This is a genomic window from Flavobacterium agrisoli (genome assembly GCF_016522065.1).
Taxonomy (GTDB): Bacteria; Bacteroidota; Bacteroidia; order Flavobacteriales; family Flavobacteriaceae; genus Flavobacterium; species Flavobacterium agrisoli.
In genome coordinates, this window is the sequence record NZ_JAEHFV010000004.1 from 206,916 (window position 1) to 226,771 (window position 19,856).

A 19,856-nucleotide genomic window follows, 5' to 3' on the forward strand; every position below is an offset into this window, starting at 1 on the left:
ATCTATTAATTGTTTTGGTGCCAAACGATTATAATTCGTTTTTGATGGCGGTTAATTGTGTTTTGATGCTTTCTAATTTACGGATAATTTCAAACTTATCGAGTGTTTTTTTCTGTCCCTCTTTTAAATGAATTTTGGCTCCTTCTAAAGTAAAACCTCGCTCTTTGACCAAATGGTAAATGAGTTGAAGGTTTTTCACGTCTTCGGGAGTAAACATTCGGTTGCCCTTGGCATTTTTCTTGGGTTTTAAAATGTCAAATTCACTATCCCAAAACCGAATTAACGAAGCATTAACATCAAAAGCTTTGGCTACTTCACCAATGCTGTAGTATCGTTTGTCTTTTGAAAGTTCAATGTGCATACGTTTTGTTTTAATCCATTTAAATTTAAAAATGCGAAAGGTATCCGAACAGTAAATTTACTATTAAAATCTGAATTTGTTAATCTAACGACTGATTTTCTTGATTTGCTAATTTGGCAATGGCAACATATTCTACTGCCGAGATATTTCCGTAGTAAAAATTCAGCGGATTGACAGCTTTCCCGTCTTTGTGTACTTCATAATGGCAGTGAGGTCCTTGCGAACGTCCCGTGCTTCCTACATATCCAATGATATCACCTCTTTTAACACGTTGGCCAACTCTACAATTGTATTTGCTCATGTGGCCGTACAGGGTTTCATAACCAAAACCATGTTTGATAACCACATGATTTCCGTAGCCCGAAGCTGTATTATCTGCGCGAGTCACCACGCCATCGCCAGTGGCATAAATTGGAGTGCCAGTATTGGCAGTGAAATCCATGCCGGCGTGCATTTTTTTAATTTTGGTAAACGGATCACTTCGGTAACCAAAACCAGAAGCCATTCGTTTTAAATTTTCATTTTGAACAGGTTGAATGGCCGGAATTGCGGCGAGTAAATCTTCTTTAGCGCTGGCCAATTTTAAAATTTCATCCAATGATTGCGATTGTATAGCCAATTCTTTAGCCAATTGATCCATTCTGATGGTCGTGTTTTTAACCAATTGCGAATTGTTATAACCCTCTAATTTTTTGTATCTGTTTTTGTTTGAAAAACCAGCTTTTCGAATAGAGTCCGGAATTTCGGCTTTATTAAAATATACCCGATAAAGATTGTTGTCGCGGTTTTCTAAAGCATCGGCAACGGCATCAATTTCGTCCATTTTTTTGTTTAAAATGGCGTAATTTAATTTTAAATTTTCTATTTCTCGAGCCTGAAAACGGTCGCGAGGCGTTTCAAAAAAAGGGGTGTTTAACAATAAAACAAATGCTAAAAAACCAAACAAGGCCGAAGCAATCAAAAACAGCAAAAAAACACCAAATTTGGTTCTTTTTTTGGTGCTGATTTTTCGATACGCCAGATTTTCAGAATCGTAATAATATTTTACTTTCGCCATATTTTAAAATACCCTATTTTTGCACTTCTTAAAAAAGGTTAGTCGAAACAAATTTAATAAATGTTACTGTTGTTCGGCCTTTTTTTGAGATTAAATAAATTTATAGCCGATTGAAAGAGTTGAAATTTAATGATTTAAAAATTGTTGAATTTTATAAAGAAATTGAATTTGGAACTGAACTGAAGAATAATCTTTAATTTTTTCAATCCTTGAATCACTAAATTATATAAATGAAATCACAAGACATTCGCAAAGCATTTCTACAATTCTTTGAAAGCAAAGGACATTTAATAGTTCCTTCGGCTCCTATTGTTTTAAAAGATGATCCTACTTTGATGTTTAACAACTCGGGTATGGCTCAGTTTAAAGAGTATTTTTTAGGAAATGCCACTCCCAAGAGCAATCGAATTGCTGATACTCAAAAATGTTTGCGTGTTTCGGGTAAACACAATGATTTAGAAGATGTTGGTTTTGATACCTATCACCATACCATGTTCGAAATGTTAGGAAACTGGTCTTTTGGCGATTATTTCAAAAAAGAGGCTATTCCGTTTGCTTGGGAATTTTTAACCGAAGTTTTAAAGTTAGATAAAGATCGTTTATACGTTTCTGTTTTTGAAGGAAATGAAGCAGAAAATGTTCCTTTTGACCAAGAAGCGTTTGATATTTGGAAACAATTTGTATCTGAAGACCGCATTATACTTGGAAATAAAAAAGATAATTTTTGGGAAATGGGCGATCAAGGACCTTGCGGGCCATGTTCTGAAATTCACATTGATTTGCGTACCGATGCTGAGAGAGCTGAAGTTTCTGGTTTTAGTTTGGTAAATGCCGATCACCCTCAAGTGGTTGAAATTTGGAACAACGTATTTATGGAGTTTAACCGTAAAGCCGATGGTTCGTTAGAAAAATTACCTGCACAACACGTGGATACCGGAATGGGATTTGAGCGTTTGTGTATGGCAATGCAAAATGTAACTTCTAATTACGATACCGATGTTTTTACGCCACTTATTGAAAAAGTAGAGCAAATTACAGGTTTACAATATACTTCAAACGAAGTAAAAAACATTTCGGAAGAGCAAAACAAAACCAATATTGCCATTCGTGTGGTAGTTGATCACGTTCGTGCTGTTGCTTTTGCCATTGCCGATGGACAATTGCCTTCCAACACTGGCGCTGGTTATGTAATTCGTCGTATTTTGCGTCGTGCTATTCGTTACGGATTTACTTTTTTAAATACCAAAGAGCCTTTTATTTATCAATTGGTTGAGGTATTGGCCAATCAAATGGGTGAGTTTTTCCCTGAAATAAAATCACAAAAAACGTTGGTTTCGAATGTGATTCGCGAAGAGGAAAATTCGTTTCTAAAAACCTTAGATCAAGGATTGATTTTGTTGGAAACTATTGTCGCAAATAATTCAGAAAAAGTGATTTCGGGTAAAAAAGCTTTCGAATTATACGATACCTACGGTTTTCCAATTGATTTAACGAGTTTGATTTTACGCGAAAAGGGACTTGAATTGGATGAAAAGGAATTCGAATCGGAATTACAAAAACAAAAAGAGCGTTCTAGAGCGGCTTCAAAAGTAAAAGCAGGCGATTGGCAAATTTTAATTGATGACGAAGAAGAAGAATTTATCGGATACGATCACACGCAAGCCAAAGTAAAAATTACCCGTTACCGAAAAGTAGAAAGTGCTAAAGATGGTGAGGTGTACCAAATTGTTTTCAACATGACACCGTTTTATCCTGAAGGTGGAGGACAAGTTGGAGATAAAGGTTATTTTGAAGCGGCTAACGGCGATGTGGTTTATATTATCGATACCAAAAAAGAAAATAACGTAATCATTCATTTTGCGAAAGAATTGCCAAATAATTTAGCTGGCTTTTTCACCGCTTATGTTGATTTGCACAGTCGAAAAAACTCGGCAGCTAACCACTCGGCAACGCACTTAATGCATTTGGCTTTACGAACTGTTTTAGGTACACATGTTGAGCAAAAAGGATCCTTGGTGACGCCAAAAAATCTTCGTTTTGACTTTTCGCATTTTGCAAAAGTAACCGACGAAGAATTGAAACAAGTTGAAGATTTTGTAGATGCTCGAATTCAAGAGCATTTACCATTAATAGAAAGACGAAGCATTCCAATCCAGCAAGCTTTAGACGAAGGTGCTATGGCGCTTTTTGGTGAAAAATATGGCGATAATGTGCGTGCTATCAAATTTGGAGATAGTATGGAATTGTGTGGTGGTATTCACGTAAAAAACACAGCCGATATTTGGTCGTTTAAAATTGTTTCAGAAGGAGCTGTAGCAGCGGGAATTCGCCGTATTGAAGCCATTACGGGCGAAGGTGTCAGAACTTATTTTGCTTCGCAAGAAGAATTGTTAGGTGATATTAAAGCAGTTTTGAAAAACCCTCAAGATACCGTTAAAGCGGTGACTGGATTGCAAGATGAGAATGCCAAGCTTAAAAAACAAGTGGAGGCGTTGTTAAAAGATAAAGCTAAAAATATGAAAGCCGATTTAGCTAAAGAATTGCATGAAATTAACGGAATTCAGTTCTTAGCCAAACAAGTTGATTTGAATCCGGAAGGTGCCAAAGATTTGGTTTATGAGTTGGGTAATTTAGGAACTAATTTGTTCTTGCTTTTAGCTACAGCCGAGGAAGGAAAACCAATGTTAACCTGCTATATTTCAAAAGAATTGGTGGCCGATAAAAAACTAAATGCTGGACAAGTGGTTCGTGAATTAGGAAAATACATTCAAGGAGGCGGAGGCGGACAACCGTTTTTTGCAACTGCTGGAGGTAAAAATGTAAATGGAATTGCAGAAGCGCTTGAAAAAGCTAAAGATTATTTGAATTAAGGGAGTGATTAAAAATATTATACCCAAAAAAGGTTGTCCTGATTGAGGCAACCTTTTTTTGTTTTTTAAAGTCAGATCTATAACAAAGTGGTTTGATTTATATTGAAAAAATATTTTTTTGAGATCAATATTCTATTATTTTTGGAGCATAACCCAAATATAAATTTAACCTACTATTATCATGAAAAAAATTATCTTTTTCACTTTTTTGCTGTCTTCTACAGCTATTTTTTCTCAACAGTTATCTTATGGAAGCTGCGGAACAGTTTACGACGCTAATCAGAAAAAAGTAAAACCGATGGAGGTGCGTAAATTAATGGAAAATAACCCCGAAGCATTAAAACTGTATAATGCAGGTAGAAGTAAAAAGACGTGGGGGAACGTACTTTTTTATGGCGGAATTGGTTTGGTGGCAACAAATGTAATTGTAGCCATGAATAACGATAATACTACTTTTACCAACACTTCAATTAATTATGGGAATAGTTCCATTGGATCGGTGGTGAAAGCAGATTCAGAGCGATCCAATATGACAGCTGCTATTATCGGTGGAGCTATGATTGTGGCTTCTATTCCTATTAAAATTGGATATCCCAAAAGAATAAAGTCGGCTTTAGGTTTGTATAATGATAAAGTTGTGGCAAATTCAAAACCAGATCCCAAAACAACTTTATTGGCTAGTACCAATCAATTAGGTTTTAAAATCGAGTTTTAAAAAGTTTATATAATTTACCTATTAATCAAAACCAAATACTTCGCTATTTGGTTTTTTTATTGTCAAAAATTCGTGAAATTCGTGTTCAAATAAACATACAATGCAGTTTACTACGCCAATTCCGATTTTACCTAGTTCAAATCCTATAGATTACAATGCTAAAATAATATCGTTAGGCTCCTGTTTTGCGGAGAATATGGGCGAAAAATTAGATTATTTTAAATTTCAAAATACCACCAATCCGTTTGGAATTATTTTTAATCCGGTTTCTATAGAAAAATTGATTTTTAGAGCCATACATCAAATTGCTTTTACCGAAAATGATCTTATTTTTCACAACCAAATGTGGCATTGTTTCGAGGTACATTCACAACTTTCTGATTTGGATGATGTTGTTCTTTTGAAAAAATTGAATAACATATTAGTTGATTTTCGAACAAAACTGGAACAAACTTCTCATGTTATCATAACCTACGGAACTGCTTGGGTATACCGACACAAGGAATCGAATGAAATTGTAGCCAATTGCCATAAAGTACCTCAAAAACAATTTGTCAAAGAATTACTTTCGGTAGAAATAATTCAAAAAAGTATTCAAAACACAATCAAATTGATTCAGTCAGTAAATCCGAAAGCGAATTTCATTTTTACTATTTCTCCAGTGCGTCACATTAAAGATGGTTTTGTAGAAAATCAAATCAGTAAAGCGCATTTAATTACTGCTTTACATGGTTTTTTGGTTCACAACTCACAACTCACAACTCAAGACACTTCACGCTTCACTCTTCACTATTTTCCTTCCTACGAAATCATGATGGATGAACTTCGTGATTACCGTTATTATGCCGAAGATATGTTACATCCCAACCAAACGGCTATTCGGTATATTTGGAGTAAATTCAAAGAAAACTATCTCTCGGCTTCTGTTTTTGGGGTGTTAGAAGAAGTTGATACCATTCAAAAAAGTTTGTTGCATCGGCCTTTTAATCCAAAATCCGAAAGTCACTTAAAGTTTGAAGCCAAATTGCGTGAAAAAATTACTACATTAGTGCAACAATACCCCCATATTCAATTTTAAGATGATTCGAAAAATACTTCTTTTTGCAGCCGTTATTGTCGGGATACTTTTGGCTTTTCGTTATTGCGAATTTAAAAAAGACGACAATTCCCAACTCGATTACAGTGGTTTAATTCAGGAACAAATTGTAAACGTAGGGAAACTGGTTGTAACCGAAGGACATTTTTCGGAAGTGATTACCTATAAAAATCAAGAAAAATATTTGATGGATATGATTTCTTTTGAGAAAAAAGCCTTGATTGTGGTTAATGCAGATGTAACCATTTCGTATGATTTGCACAAAATGAAATACGATATTGATGAGAAAAACAAGACGATCACGATTGTTTCGATTCCAAAAGAAGAAATAAAAATTAGTCCTGATATTAAATTCTACGATGTAGCACAAAGTCAGCTTAACCCTTTTACAGGCGACGATTACAATAAAATAAATGCTTCGGTTAAAGCGAATTTATCTAAAAAAATAGCCAAATCTACCCTGAAAAGCAATGCAAAAAACAGGCTGATAAGCGAGTTGTCAAAGATTTTAATTTTGACCAAAACAATGGGATGGAAATTACAATATGAAGGACAAATCATTGAACAAGAATCGGATTTAAAACAAGATTTAAAGTTATAAAGAAAAAATGCAGCGCTTTTATGAGCGCTTTTTTTGTGTTTAGACTCTTTTGTAAAAGTAAATCCTGAAACAAAATTTGTGAATTATGTAAAATTTAGCCAACTAATTTCAAGAAATTTGAAGTTGTGAAATCTGATTTTTTTCAGTTCGATCCAACCAAAGCCAATCAATAATGAGTAAAGCCAATTATGCTATTTTTAAAAAAATTGCACGCATTTTGTTATGGTGTGTTGGGATTATAGTGGCATTATTACTTCTGTTGATAGTTTTAATTCAGGTTCCATCGGTGCAAAACTTTGCTAAGGATAAAGCCATTACTTTTCTTCAAGATAAAATCAAAACCAAAGTAGCTTTAGAGCATATTGCTATTAAGTTTCCTAAAAAAATAGTATTAGAAGGCTTTTATTTTGAGGACCAACAAAAAGATACTTTATTGAGCGGAAAGCGGCTTGAAGTAGACATTGATTTGTTTAAAATCTTGAATCATCAAATCGAAATTAATTCGGTTTTACTCGAAAATACAACTGCAAATATTTCTCGAAATAAAGATTCTATTTTTAATTTCGATTATATCATCAAGGCTTTTGAATCGCCCGAAAAACAGCCTGTCGATACAACCAGCACGCCTTATGTTATTAGTGTGGTAAAAGTCGATTTGAAAAACATAAAATTTGGTTTTAAAGACGTTTTGGCTAAAAACGATATTCATTTGAAATTGAATGAATTTAGCACGAAATTCAAAAAATTTGATTTGGATGCAATGGATTTTAATGTTCCGACTATTCAATTAAACGGATTTCAATTGGCAATGAATCAAGATTTAGTTGAAAAAATTGCTGAAACTTCGGTTAAAACGATTGATACAATTTCTAAAACCCCTGATTTTAAAATTCAGTTGAATACGGTCGAATTATCTCAAATCAAAATTCTATACGATAATAAAGATTCCAAAATGAATTCGGGCTTGGATTTAGGAAGTCTAAAATTAGCTGTTAACGCAATCGATATGAAAAAACAAGCTATCGATTTAAAATCGTTTGAAGTTAAAAACCTCAAGGGAAATTTGCTTTTAGGAAAAAGCGATAAAGAAATTAAAACTCCAAAATTAGATACCACAAGTATTCCGCAACAAGGTTGGAAAGTAAAATTACAAACGGTCGATTTGCAAAATATTGCGTTTCGTTATGACGATATGCAAAGCAAAAAAACACCAAAAGGGTTGGATTATGCACATTTGGATTTGAAAAATTTCAACACTAAAATGGAGCGTTTGTACTATGGTAATGATACTATTTCGGGAAAAATTAACTCATTAAAAGTGCAAGAAAAAAGTGGTTTAAACGTTCAAAGTTTTCGTACCGATTTTTTTTACGGACCTAAAAAAGCATTTTTAAAAGAATTGTATTTGAAAACCCCACGTACTTTATTGAAAGATGAAGTGCAGTTAGAATATGCCTCTTTGGATGCGCTATCTAAAAATATTGGCGAAACTGTTATTGATGCTAATCTAAAGCAAACAAAAATTGGGTTTCAAGACATATTATTGTTAGCGCCTAATTTGCAAAATACCAATCCGTTTAATTCGTATCCAAATGCAATTTTAAGTGTTAATTCTAAATTAAAAGGTAAAATAAAAAATCTTTCCATTCCGATTTTAGAAGTGCAAGGTTTGGGAACCACCAGAATCAAAGTTTCCGGTACTGTTGCAGGATTGCCCGATGTCGATAAAATGTTTTTGGATGTGGCTATTCAGCAATTTTCGAGTACGGCAAAAGATATAAATGCGTTTGTCCCAAAAGGTACCCTTCCCAATTCCATTCAGCTACCTTCTCAATTTAATTTAAACGGAAAATTTAAAGGAACGGTCACTAATTTTAAAACCAATTTGAATTTAAAAAGCAGCTTCGGTTCTGCTAAAGTAGACGCACTTTTTGATCAACGAGTAAAAAATCGTGAAAAATATGACGCAGCTGTTGTCTTTACAAACTTCGATTTAGGTAAATTAATTAAAAATGATTCGATTGGGAAAATTTCAGTAAAAGCAAAAGTTAAAGGAACTAGTTTAGATCCCAAAACGGCCAATGCAAAACTAAACGCTGTAGTGCAACAGGCAGTTTTCAATCGTTATACTTATTCAAACATCACGTTAGATGGTGCTATAGCAAATGGGAATTTTGATGTAAAAAGCAATAGTTCCGATCCCAATATTGCATTTGTCATGAGTGCTAGTGGTGGTTTTGAGGATAAATTTCCTGCTGTAAAATTAAAACTGAATTTAGACATTGCCGATTTAGAAAAACTTCACTTACACGCGGGGCCTTTAAAATTACGCGGAAATATTATAGCTGATTTCAGTAATACCAATCCCGATTTTTTAAACGGAAAATTAACAGCCTCGAATATTCAAATTCTTAAAGAAGCCGAACCAATTGTTTTGGACTCTATTAAATTGCTTGCTTTTTCGGATGCCGAACAAAATAACATTCAGATAAGTTCTCAGTTTTTGAAAGCCGAAATGAAAGGAAAATACAAATTGACTACGCTTTCGGATGCGATTCAAGAAACAGTGTCTAAATACATTAACCTGAATGTTACCGATAAAAAAGCGGCCAAAATTTCGGACGAACAATATTTTACGGTAACGGCTAAAGTAGATAACGACCCGATTATTTTTCAATTAATTCCAGATTTAACCAGTTTGGAACCGATGAATTTAGAAGCGGCTTTTGATAGTAAAACCGATTCTCTTTCGTTAAATGCAAACATTCCTCGTTTGGTGTATGCCGGAAACACGATTGCGGGCGTAACGGCCAATGTGGCGACTAAAGAAAATACGATTGATTATGCGTTGAAAATTGGGACCATTCAAAACGAACAATTTAAATTGCCTAATACAAGTTTAACAGGCTCGGCTTCCGACAATGAGTTGGATTACGCGTTGCAAATTTTAGACGATGCTCAAAAAGAACGCTATTTTATAGCCGGTAAATTGGCAGCCAACGAAGGGCAAAACACGTTTACAATTGATATCGAAAAATTGCTTTTAAATTACGATAATTGGAAAATAAACCCCGATAATACAATTGCTTTTGGAAACAAAGGTTTTTATATTAATAATTTCGAATTGAGCAACGAGGGGGATTTTCTTAAAATTCAATCGGATGCGCAGGTAAAGGATTCGCCTCTAAACATTGAATTCTCCAATTTTAAAATTGCTACTATTTTAAGTATTGTTCAAAAAGAAGATATTCTGGCTGAAGGGTTAATTAACGGTACTGCAAGAATTGAAAATAGTACCACACAACCTGTTTTTACTTCTGATTTAAATATCAACCAATTTGCTTTTATGGGCGAGCCGGTTGGCGATTTAAGTATAAAGGTTGACAATCAAACTGCCGATACACTTTCGGCAAATGTAGTTTTAAGCGGAGAAGGAAATGATGTTAAATTGGCTGGAACTTATGGACTTGGTGCAGGAAATTTGAATTTAAATTTAGATTTGAACACTTTAAATATAAAAAGTATTCAAGGTTTTACAATGGGAAATATTACCGAGGGGACCGGAAAATTATCGGGTAGTTTTGATGTAACCGGAACAGTTGATGCACCAAAAGTGAATGGAAGTTTGCAATTTTCGGAGGCTGGTTTTCGAGTAACACAATTGAATTCGTTTTTTAAAATTAAAGACGAAACTATTGCATTGAATAACGAGTCGATTCAGTTTGATTCATTTACACTGGAAGATGAAAACAGTAACGATTTGATTTTAGACGGAAATATCAAAACCAGTAATTTTACCGATTATTCTTTTGGATTGACACTAACGGCCGATAATTTTAGAGCGGTCAATTCAAAAGCAAAAGACAGCGATTTGTTTTATGGCGATTTGTTTTTAGATGCCAAATTGAATGTGAAAGGAACTTTAGATAGTCCAGAAGTTGATGGTAAAATCACGATTGACAAAGAAACCGAATTTACTGTCGTAATGCCGCAATCCGACCCTTCAATAGCGGATCGTGAAGGAATTGTTGAATTTGTGGATGAAGATAATGCGTACTTGCGTCAGACCGAAAAAATGCAAACCGAACTCAACCAATCCGAACTTTTGGGCATGGACGTAAATGTTGCTATTGCCATTGATAAGGAGGCTAAATTAACTTTGTTAATCGATAAAGGAAATGGCGATTATTTGGAACTTAAAGGGGAAGCACAATTAACAGGAGGAATCGATCCTTCCGGGAAAACCACGCTAACAGGTAAATATACATTTGATGAAGGCGCTTACGAAATGAACTTCAATATGCTGCATCGCAAATTTGATATTCAAAAAGGAAGCTACATTATTTGGAATGGCGAACCAACCGAAGCCACTTTAAATATTACAGCCGTTTACGAAGTGGAAACTGCTCCAATTGATTTGGTTGGCAATCAATTACCAACCGATAGTCCGACGATTCGCAATACGTACAAACAAAAAATTCCGTTTAAAACCATTTTAAAAATGAATGGCGATTTAATGAAACCCGATATTTCGTTTGACATTCAATTACCAGATGGGAATTATGGCGTTTCATCCGATGTAGTGACACTTTCACAAGGTAAATTAGAAGAATTGCGCCAAGATCCGAACGAAATGAACAAACAAGTTTTTGCTTTATTATTGTTAAATCGATTTGTAGGCGAAAATCCTTTTGAAAGCGAAAGTGGGGGAGCCAATGCCGAAACAATTGCACGCCAAAGTGTGAGCAAAATTTTATCGGAACAGTTAAATAATTTAGCTGGCGATTTAATTAAAGGAGTACAACTGGAATTTGATTTGGAATCGACTGAAGATTATACTTCGGGAACTCGAGAAGAACGTACCGATTTGAACGTGGGACTTTCGAAAAAATTATTGAATGACCGTTTAAAAGTGACCGTTGGAAGCAGTTTTGGATTGGAAGGAGCTCAGCGTAATAACGAACAAAATACCAATATTGCCGGTGATGTAGCATTGGATTATCAACTAACTGCCGATGGTCGTTATATGGTGCGTGCTTATCGTAAAAACGAGTACCAAGTGGCTGTTGAAGGGCAAGTAATCGAAACGGGTGTTGCTTTTATTATTACTATGAGTTATAATAAATTCAGAGAATTATTTCATCGTTCTGAAGAAGAAAAACGCATCATTAGAGAACAAAAAGAGTTTAAAGAAAAGAAAAAACTCGAAGAAGAAGCGAATAAAGAAACCATTCAGAAAACCTAAAATATGAAAAGGATAATTTATAAATATGGTTTTGTAGTGCTTTTGTTTTTTATGTTTGCGTGTAGCAATACCAAATATTTAGCGGAAGGCGAACTCTTGTACACGGAAGGTTCTGTTCAAGTAGAAGATTCTATTTTGAAAAAGAAAGACCGTAAAGCTTTAGAAAATGAATTGGAAGCGTTGTTGCGTCCTAAGCCCAATAAACAAATTTTTGGGTTGCGTCCTAAATTATTGATTTACAATTTGGCTGGCGAACCAACTAAAGACAAAGGAATTCGGTATTGGTTACGAAATAAAGTAGGAGAAGCACCCGTGCTTTTTAGTCAAGTTGATTTGGATTATAATGTGGCTTTGTTGAGAAATTTTACCGAAAACAGAGGTTATTTTAAAGTTCGAGTTAGTGCCGATTCTACGACTAATGGCAAAAAAGCTTCAGCCGAATATACTGTAAAACCCTATCAACAATATAAAATAAAAGAAGTTGATTTTCAGGCAGACTCGACTAAACTAGCCAAACAAATCAACCGAATTATAACCCGTAGAAGTTTACTGAAAGTCGGTAATCCGTATGATTTAGATGTGATAAAAGCCGAAAGAGAACGCATCGATACGCGGTTAAAAGAGCGTGGCTATTATTATTTCAATCCCGATTATTTGTTGGCGCAAGTAGACAGTACCAAGGGCGATCACGAAGTAACAATTAAATTGAAAATTAAAGAAGCAACTCCTGCAAAAGCCAAACAAGCTTATACGATAAACGATATTGTTGTTTATCCGAATTTTACTTTAGGCAAAGATTCGGTTGTGTACAAAAAAGAAGATATCAAACAATATGGGGACATAACCATAATCGATTCTACGGATACGTTTAGTCCTAGAATTTTTGACCGCACCTTGTATTTTAAAAAAGGCGATTTATACAACCGAACCGATCATAATTTAACACTAAATCGCTTCATCAATTTAGGAACTTTTAATTTTGTAAAAAACGAATTTAAAGAGTCGGATTCTATTCCGAATACATTAGATGCGTATTATTTTTTAACCTTATTGCCCAAAAAATTCATCCGAGTTGAAGCCAAAGGAAAAACCAATTCGGCAAGTTATACCGGAACCGAAATAAACGTGAATTGGAACAATCGAAATTTATTTAAAGGTGCCGAACTTTTAACGTTGTCTGTTTTTGGTGGTGCCGATTTTCAATTGGGTGGTACTAACAAAGGCTATAATATTTATAAATTTGGAGGGGAAACAAGCTTGACTTGGCCACGATTTATAACGCCATTTAAGATTGAAAGTGCCAGCGGATTTGTACCTAAAACCAAAGCGACTTTAGGATACGAATTTCAGCAAAGAACCCAATTGTATGGCTTGAATTCGTTTACCGCTTCTTTCGGGTATTTGTGGAAGGAAAACATTAGAAAAGAACACGAATTCAAGCTTTTTGATGTGAATTATGTGAGTCCAAATAATGTAAGCGACTTGTATCAGGCACAAATTGATGCCGATCCCACTTTAGAGAAAGTAATTGAAAAGCAATTGATTTTTGGTCCTACCTATTCGTATACGTACACCAATACGATGCAAAAACGAAAAAAAAGTACCATTTACTTTAAAGGCGAATTGGACTTAGCCGGAAATATTACAGGTTTAATTACGGGTGCAAATGCTAAAAAACAAGATACCGTTAAAATATTGAACGTTCCTTTTAGCCAATACGCTAAAATTAGAACCGATTTTAGGCATTATTTAAAATTAAGTCGCAATAGCGAATTGGCTACCCGTATCATTGCAGGTGTGGGTTATAGTTATGGAAACTCAACGGTAATGCCTACTATTAAACAATTTGTAGCAGGAGGTAGTAATAGTATTCGTGCGTTCCGTGCCCGTTCTATAGGGCCGGGTTCTTATTTGAATACGGTAACCGATAGTATCTTTTTGCCGGATCAATCTGGGGATATTAAATTGGAGTTGAATGCCGAATACCGAGCCAAATTGTTTAGTATTGTAAAAGGCGCTTTGTTTGTGGATGCCGGAAACGTTTGGTTGTTAAACAAAAACCCGGATAAACAAGGGGCTGAATTTTCGAAGGATTTTATGAAAGAATTAGCTGTCGGAGTAGGAGCCGGTTTGCGTTTCGATTTGTCTTTCTTGATTTTGCGTTTCGATTTGGCTTTCCCTATTCGAAAACCTTATTTGCCAGAAGGAGAACGATGGGTGCTCGATCAGGTTAATTTTGGCGATAGTACTTGGCGAAAAGATAATTTGATATTGAATATTGCTATTGGTTATCCGTTTTAAAAATTATAATTTGATTAACAGCGACATTTTTTTGCTTCGAATACGAATACGTAAATTTGTATAAACTGCAAAAATGATAAAATGTCAAAAAATATACCCATTTCGCTATTAGAATTAGCATTAATAACAAAAGGCAGTGATGCCGCTGATACATTTTCAAAAACCAAAGAAATAGCTCAATTAGCAGATGTTTTAAATTACAAGCGTTTTTGGTTGGCCGAACACCACAATATGGCGCATGTGGCCAGTACCGCAACGGTGGTTTTAATTGGTTATATTGCTAGTCAAACCGAAAATATCCGGGTGGGTTCTGGCGGAATTATGTTACCCAATCATTCGCCTTTGGTGGTCGCCGAACAATTTGGTTCTTTAGAAATTTTATATCCCAATAGAATCGATTTGGGATTAGGAAGGGCACCCGGTACCGATGGTCTGACGGCTCAAGCCATTCGTCAAGATTTTTTTGAACAAGCACAACACTTTCCACGAAACGTAGAAAAAATTCAGAAGTATTTTTCAGTCGAAAATGCCGAATCCAAAGTAAGGGCTTTTCCTGCTGAAGGCGTTGAGGTGCCTATCTGGATTTTAGGTTCTAGTATGGATAGCGCTGCTTTAGCAGCTTCGAAAGGATTACCTTATGCCTTTGCTGGACATTTTGCGCCTAGACAAATGTATCAGGCTTTTGATTTTTATAGAGAAAATTTCATACCGTCACAATACCTCGATAAACCCAAAATTATAGCGTGTGTCAATGCTATTGCTGCCGACACCAACGAAGAAGCTAACGTATTATCAACGAGTTTGTATCAAATGTTTTTAGGATTGGTTCGAAATTACCGCCAACCGATGCAACCACCAGTGGCAAGTTTAGACGGAATGATGACCGAAGAAGAACAATTTCATGTTAACCAAATGACCGCTTGTTCTTTTATTGGCGATGCCGAAAAACTCACCAAAAAAATCAAAGAATTTATTGAATATACTCAAATTGATGAATTAATGATTACAAGTCCTATTTACGATCATCAGGATAAATTAAAAAGCTTAGTTATCATGAAGAACGTGATGGATGCAATCAATAAATAAAAAAAAAGGGTTTGGTGCTAAATACCAAACCCTTTTTCGAACTAATAGTAAGATGAATTAGTCTTCCATGCCAGTATTGTCTCCGCCGTCTGAATTTGATCTTCTTCTTTCAACGTTTTCTCTCATTCGTTCTTGGCTTTTTTCCTGATTTGTTACGAATTTTTTGTACTGATCATCAGTTAAAATAGTTTTCATTTTGGCGTTGTGACCTTCTTTTGCCGCTGTCATTTGTTTTTTCATCACTTCGCGTTCAGCAGCAGTTGGTTTTGATGCTCGGTCGGAACGTTCTCCTCTCATTTTTTGCATTTCGGCAGATTCAGAAGTCAGTAAGTCTTTAACCTGTTTTTGTTGGTCGCTGCTCAAATTTAATTCTTTTGTCAAACGTTCGGTTTGTTTTTCAACACGTTGTTCTGGAGTTAAACGTTCTCTTTCTGGACGGTTTTGAGCAAAACCTACCATACCGATAGAAAGTAATGCTACTAAAAGAAATTTTTTCATGATAAGTTTGTTTAAATGTTAATAGGTATAAGATTATAAAAGAAGAAAAAGGTTTAATGCTATTTTTTGAATTTAATCTGATTTAACAAAGTTTTTTAAAAAATTGTTGTTTAAATTTGCCACGTGAAAAAACTGGTATTCCTATTATTACTTGCAATTTTTATAAAACCCCTTTTTCCGGTGGTGGAATATGTGGTGAGCTATGATTATATAGCGAATGTGCTTTGCGAAAACAAAGCCAAACCGCAAATGCAATGTAACGGAAAATGCCATTTGATTAAAGAATTGGCAAAAGCCTCTGATACGCCAGAAAAAGGGAACGACAAAAAGCAACCTTCCTTCGAAAATACCATCATTTTTTACCAAGAAATAGAAAGCCATTTTACTTTTAAAGTAGCCTATTATACTAAAACAATCAAAATTCCTTCTGATTATAATTTGTCTTATTCTTTTTTGAAGACAAATGCTGTTTTTCGCCCACCTGTTGTTTAATTAAAAAGTGTTTTTTTAATAGCAAGATGTTATTTTATATTAACATCTGCTGGACGTTGTTTTTTCATTTTATCGAAATACAACAATAAAACACGTAATTTTTCACCTATTGATTTAAAGATATTCCTGTTTTGTTTAAAAACAGTGGAATTTGCTATGAATTAGGGGTGATGCTTAAAAAGCTTTTTAATTAAACATTCATTCAGAAATGAAATTTTTCAAACTTTTTGCTGTGGCCTTTTTTTTGGCCATAGCGAGCTCGTGTACTTTAGATAAAACCGATTTTGAAGCCGAATTAGAAACGGAAGTTCCGGAATATTATGAATTTGAAGAAGCCGCTGTATTAACAGTTGAAAATTATACGATTCATATTGAGGCCTTAAACGGAACTTTTTATAAAGGGTATAACGAAATTCGATTGCATATTAAAGATGCCCATACTAATACCGAATTAAGCAGTTCGGAGGTTACTTTTTTACCAATAATTACGCATTTGGCAGGCGATAATGCTTCGGGGCCACATCAATATAAATTGTCGTACAATGCAACCGAAAAATATTATTCGGGTTATGTGGTTTTTCCTGAAGAATCTTCACAAGGGAATTGGCAATTTTATATCAGTTTTACCGATGCCAATCAGGTTTTTAAAGGAACTCAGCAAGTGATGGTGGAAACGCAGACCAATAAAAATTTGAACATGGCTTCTTTTATTGGGGCTGATAGTGAGCAGTATTTTATTGCTTTAGTAGCACCTCAAAAACCTACAGTAGCCGAAAATAATTTGGTAGCGGGAATTTACAAATACGATAAACCCACAACGAGCGCAGGAACATTTCCAGATCCATCACAATTTTCCTATTCGGTAGTGTCAAATTATACGTTGAAACTTGATCCAAGAATGCCAGAGCCTTCGATGGGAAATCATTCCTCACCCAATAATAAAGATTTAACGCAGCAAAATGATGGTTTGTATCACGGCGTTGTCAATTATACCATGACCGGGAATTGGACGCTGAATTTAATGTTGTTCAATCAAGCCGGACAGTTGTTAAAAGGCACTGTTGTACCAACCGATTTTACTCCTGGTGTTCAAGGCGTTAAAAGTGAACTTTATATTGATACCTTATTCTAAAAACATGAGATATTTACTAATGTTGCTTTTTTTTGTGGTATCAGTCGCAGCTCAACATACAGCTACGCATCGGGATAGTATTAAAAGTTTGGAAGAAGTAACCATCAAAAGTGCTACAAAAAACAAAATTGAAACCGAAATGAAAATGGCTATTTCGGTAGATGAATTTTTATCGTCTTCGGCAAATATCAGTTTCATAAAACGCGGTGCCTATGCTTGGGAACCTTTACTAAACAACATGAGTACCGAACGGTCTACACTTACTATTGATGGCATGCACATTTTTGGCGCTTGTACCGATAAAATGGATCCAATTACTTCGTATGTTGAAAGTAATAATCTAGCAACAATTGATATAAAATCGGGACAAGAAGGAAACATGCACGGTTCGACAGTAGCTGGGAGTATCGATTTAAAAAGAAAAAGTACTGCTTTTAGCGAAAACGCATTGTGGAAAGGAACTTATCAATCGGGGTTTGAATTCAATAACAAACAGTTTTTTAATCTAGGAAATGTTTCTTTTTCATCTCAAAAATGGGTAGCCGATGGAAGTATTTCTTATCGAAAAGCCGAAAATTATTCTGACGGAAATGATGATGAGGTTAACCATTCGCAATTTAAAAAATTCAATTCTTCGCTTGGCTTGGCTTATAAAACGAGCGATTTATCTTCGGTACGAGTAGAGGCTATTTTTGATATGGCCAAAGATGTCGGATATCCAGCTTTACCAATGGATTTGTGGTTGTCGAGAGCCGTTATTGCTTCGGCTTCTTACAAACTATTGTTTGAAAAAGGGTTGGTTAAAGTTTGGGATTCAAAAGTGTATTTTAATGCCATCGAACATTATATGGATGATACGACTCGTCCCGAAAATTTGGTACACATGGACATGCCAGGCTGGAGTACAACCTACGGATTACTATCGAGAATTAACTTGAAAAAAGAGCAGTATTCTTCTGAAATTCAATTGAACGCGTACGACAATTTATCCATTGCCGAAATGCGAATGTATCCGCAAGATCGAAGCGAACGAACCATGTTTGCTTATAGCTGGCCTTGGGTTACCACTCGTTACGCAGGACTTTCTATGAACAATGTTTGGGAAATTTCGGAAAAAAGTCAGGTTAACGTGGGCGGATCGTTGGGTATAAATTACAATTATTCCAAATACATTGATTTTAACTGGATTTTTCATCCAGGAGCACCACAAGAAAAAACAAGATTTCTACCAAGCTTAAATGCAGGCTATATTTTTGATAGCAATCAGTTTAATTTTTCGATAGGAACGGGTTATGGGCATAGGGCACCATCGGTTTCCGAAGGTTACGGGTATTACATTTACAATAGTTTTGATCGTTACGATTATATTGGAAATCCGAATTTGAAAAATGAAATTTCGTATGAAGCCAATGCAGCTGCTGGTTTTAAGACTGATAAATTAAGTGTACAGGGTAAAATTAATTATTTCTATATTCAGAATTACATTATTGGCCGAATTTTAAGTATGGGAAGTCCGATGAATTACCAATCGGTTGGGGTTAAAGGTTATACTTCTTTGGATTATGCTACCTTGTTGAATATGTCTTTGAACGCAACGTATGATATTTTGCCGCATTTGCATTGGAATGGTGTATTGACTTACGCACGAGGAATGGATGATAACGGCGGGAATTTACCTTTTATTCGTCCGTTGAGTTATCAAACTTCGCTTCATTTTATGCATAAAAATTTCGGAATTCAAACTTCGATTAATGGCGATTTCGAACAAATTCATTACAGCCCAGAATATGGCGAAGATGAAACACCTTCTTACACCATTTGGAACATTTCAGCCGATTATTCGTTTAAAATTAACCGCATGAAAGCAGTAGTTCAAGTAGGTGCCGAAAATATCCTCAACGAATATTACAGCACCTATGCCGATTGGGGAAATATTCCAAGAATGGGGCGCAATATTTTTACTTCTTTAAAAGTGAATTTATAAAAGATGAAGAACGTTTTTAGCATCACGATGATATTCCTGTTTCTGTTGGTTTCCTTCCAGCAGGCATTGATTTTGGTGCATTTTGAACTAAATCAAAAAAGTATAGAAGCCGATTTTTGTGTCAATAAAAATAAACCAGAATTACAATGCCACGGAAAATGTCACTTGAAAAAAGAATTAGAAAAATCAGATAAATCGGATTTAGAATTAAAGAGTATTGGCAAGAAAATCGAAGTTTTTTTGCATTCCAATACCGAGTTTTATATTCAGCTTCAACCGTTATTTCGAATAAAAGAAGAATCCTTTTATAAAGAAAAAAAGCTTCTAATGACTCATTTTGAAATTTTACATCCGCCGCCTAATTTCTTGTAGAATAACCTAACTAGAAAAATTACCATTACAGAAATTAAAAAAAAAT

The 19,856-nt window shown here is 35.0% G+C and carries 14 protein-coding genes; 11 read left to right on the plus strand and 3 right to left on the minus strand.

The window, feature by feature from the left end; all coding sequences use genetic code 11:
- Positions 1–28: 28 nt before the first annotated feature.
- Both I5M07_RS11375 and I5M07_RS11380 read right to left on the minus strand, forming a co-directional pair.
- Complete coding sequence (locus tag I5M07_RS11375) at positions 29–361, minus strand: MerR family transcriptional regulator (protein ID WP_200106561.1); 333 nt, start codon at positions 359–361, stop codon at positions 29–31.
- 79 nt (positions 362–440) lie between these two features.
- Positions 441–1,418: a M23 family metallopeptidase gene (locus I5M07_RS11380; protein ID WP_200106562.1), complete on the minus strand. Its 978-nt coding sequence runs from the start codon at positions 1,416–1,418 to the stop codon at positions 441–443.
- 230 nt (positions 1,419–1,648) lie between these two features.
- Here I5M07_RS11380 and alaS point away from each other — a divergent pair, with 230 nt between their 5' ends.
- The 7 genes from alaS (at position 1,649) to I5M07_RS11415 (ending at position 15,332) form a co-directional block, all read left to right on the plus strand.
- Positions 1,649–4,288 (plus strand): alanine--tRNA ligase, encoded by a 2,640-nt coding sequence (gene alaS / locus I5M07_RS11385; RefSeq protein ID WP_200106563.1) that lies wholly within the window; start codon positions 1,649–1,651, stop codon positions 4,286–4,288.
- A gap of 181 nt (positions 4,289–4,469) precedes the next feature.
- A complete protein-coding gene (locus tag I5M07_RS11390; RefSeq protein WP_200106564.1) occupies positions 4,470–5,003 on the plus strand; it encodes a hypothetical protein in 534 nt (177 codons plus the stop codon).
- A 100-nt stretch (positions 5,004–5,103) separates the two neighbouring features.
- Positions 5,104–6,081: a GSCFA domain-containing protein gene (locus I5M07_RS11395; RefSeq protein ID WP_200106565.1), complete on the plus strand. Its 978-nt coding sequence runs from the start codon at positions 5,104–5,106 to the stop codon at positions 6,079–6,081.
- Position 6,082: 1 nt separating this feature from the next.
- Positions 6,083–6,700 carry a DUF4230 domain-containing protein gene (locus I5M07_RS11400; protein WP_200106566.1) on the plus strand — a complete coding sequence of 206 codons (618 nt, stop codon included), beginning with the start codon at positions 6,083–6,085 and terminating at the stop codon, positions 6,698–6,700.
- Between the two features lie 172 nt (positions 6,701–6,872).
- Entirely contained in the window at positions 6,873–11,945 is a 5,073-nt protein-coding gene (locus tag I5M07_RS11405) for a translocation/assembly module TamB domain-containing protein (protein WP_200106567.1), read from the plus strand.
- A gap of 3 nt (positions 11,946–11,948) precedes the next feature.
- Positions 11,949–14,246 (plus strand): translocation and assembly module lipoprotein TamL, encoded by a 2,298-nt coding sequence (tamL, locus tag I5M07_RS11410; RefSeq protein ID WP_200106568.1) that lies wholly within the window; start codon positions 11,949–11,951, stop codon positions 14,244–14,246.
- An 81-nt stretch (positions 14,247–14,327) separates the two neighbouring features.
- Positions 14,328–15,332: an LLM class flavin-dependent oxidoreductase gene (locus I5M07_RS11415; RefSeq protein WP_200106569.1), complete on the plus strand. Its 1,005-nt coding sequence runs from the start codon at positions 14,328–14,330 to the stop codon at positions 15,330–15,332.
- Between the two features lie 57 nt (positions 15,333–15,389).
- On the opposite strand, the gene I5M07_RS11420 is transcribed toward I5M07_RS11415, so the two are convergent.
- Positions 15,390–15,830, minus strand: coding sequence for a DUF4890 domain-containing protein (locus I5M07_RS11420; RefSeq protein WP_200106570.1), 441 nt, complete (start codon positions 15,828–15,830; stop codon positions 15,390–15,392).
- A 123-nt stretch (positions 15,831–15,953) separates the two neighbouring features.
- Here I5M07_RS11420 and I5M07_RS11425 point away from each other — a divergent pair, with 123 nt between their 5' ends.
- The 4 genes from I5M07_RS11425 (at position 15,954) to I5M07_RS11440 (ending at position 19,810) form a co-directional block, all read left to right on the plus strand.
- The gene (locus I5M07_RS11425) at positions 15,954–16,322 is read left to right on the plus strand and encodes a hypothetical protein (RefSeq protein ID WP_233622044.1); all 369 of its coding nucleotides are present in this window, start codon (positions 15,954–15,956) and stop codon (positions 16,320–16,322) included.
- A gap of 208 nt (positions 16,323–16,530) precedes the next feature.
- Positions 16,531–17,454, plus strand: coding sequence for a hypothetical protein (locus tag I5M07_RS11430; protein ID WP_200106571.1), 924 nt, complete (start codon positions 16,531–16,533; stop codon positions 17,452–17,454).
- Positions 17,455–17,473: 19 nt separating this feature from the next.
- The gene (locus I5M07_RS11435) at positions 17,474–19,438 is read left to right on the plus strand and encodes a TonB-dependent receptor plug domain-containing protein (protein WP_394369061.1); all 1,965 of its coding nucleotides are present in this window, start codon (positions 17,474–17,476) and stop codon (positions 19,436–19,438) included.
- A 3-nt stretch (positions 19,439–19,441) separates the two neighbouring features.
- Positions 19,442–19,810 carry a hypothetical protein gene (locus I5M07_RS11440; protein WP_200106573.1) on the plus strand — a complete coding sequence of 123 codons (369 nt, stop codon included), beginning with the start codon at positions 19,442–19,444 and terminating at the stop codon, positions 19,808–19,810.
- The last annotated feature ends 46 nt before the right edge of the window (positions 19,811–19,856 follow it).

What these genes read in the sequence shown, in the direction of transcription:
- I5M07_RS11400 (WP_200106566.1), top strand. Translation starts at nt 6,083, where the DNA reads ATGATTCGAAAAATACTTCTTTTTGCAGCCGTTATTGTCGGGATACTT.
- I5M07_RS11390 (WP_200106564.1), top strand. Translation starts at nt 4,470, where the DNA reads ATGAAAAAAATTATCTTTTTCACTTTTTTGCTGTCTTCTACAGCTATT.
- alaS (WP_200106563.1), top strand. Translation starts at nt 1,649, where the DNA reads ATGAAATCACAAGACATTCGCAAAGCATTTCTACAATTCTTTGAAAGC.
- I5M07_RS11415 (WP_200106569.1), top strand. Translation starts at nt 14,328, where the DNA reads ATGTCAAAAAATATACCCATTTCGCTATTAGAATTAGCATTAATAACA.
- I5M07_RS11435 (WP_394369061.1), top strand. Translation starts at nt 17,474, where the DNA reads ATGTTGCTTTTTTTTGTGGTATCAGTCGCAGCTCAACATACAGCTACG.
- I5M07_RS11395 (WP_200106565.1), top strand. Translation starts at nt 5,104, where the DNA reads ATGCAGTTTACTACGCCAATTCCGATTTTACCTAGTTCAAATCCTATA.
- I5M07_RS11420 (WP_200106570.1), bottom strand. Translation starts at nt 15,830, where the DNA reads ATGAAAAAATTTCTTTTAGTAGCATTACTTTCTATCGGTATGGTAGGT.
- I5M07_RS11405 (WP_200106567.1), top strand. Translation starts at nt 6,873, where the DNA reads ATGAGTAAAGCCAATTATGCTATTTTTAAAAAAATTGCACGCATTTTG.
- I5M07_RS11440 (WP_200106573.1), top strand. Translation starts at nt 19,442, where the DNA reads ATGAAGAACGTTTTTAGCATCACGATGATATTCCTGTTTCTGTTGGTT.
- I5M07_RS11380 (WP_200106562.1), bottom strand. Translation starts at nt 1,418, where the DNA reads ATGGCGAAAGTAAAATATTATTACGATTCTGAAAATCTGGCGTATCGA.
- I5M07_RS11375 (WP_200106561.1), bottom strand. Translation starts at nt 361, where the DNA reads ATGCACATTGAACTTTCAAAAGACAAACGATACTACAGCATTGGTGAA.
- tamL (WP_200106568.1), top strand. Translation starts at nt 11,949, where the DNA reads ATGAAAAGGATAATTTATAAATATGGTTTTGTAGTGCTTTTGTTTTTT.
- I5M07_RS11430 (WP_200106571.1), top strand. Translation starts at nt 16,531, where the DNA reads ATGAAATTTTTCAAACTTTTTGCTGTGGCCTTTTTTTTGGCCATAGCG.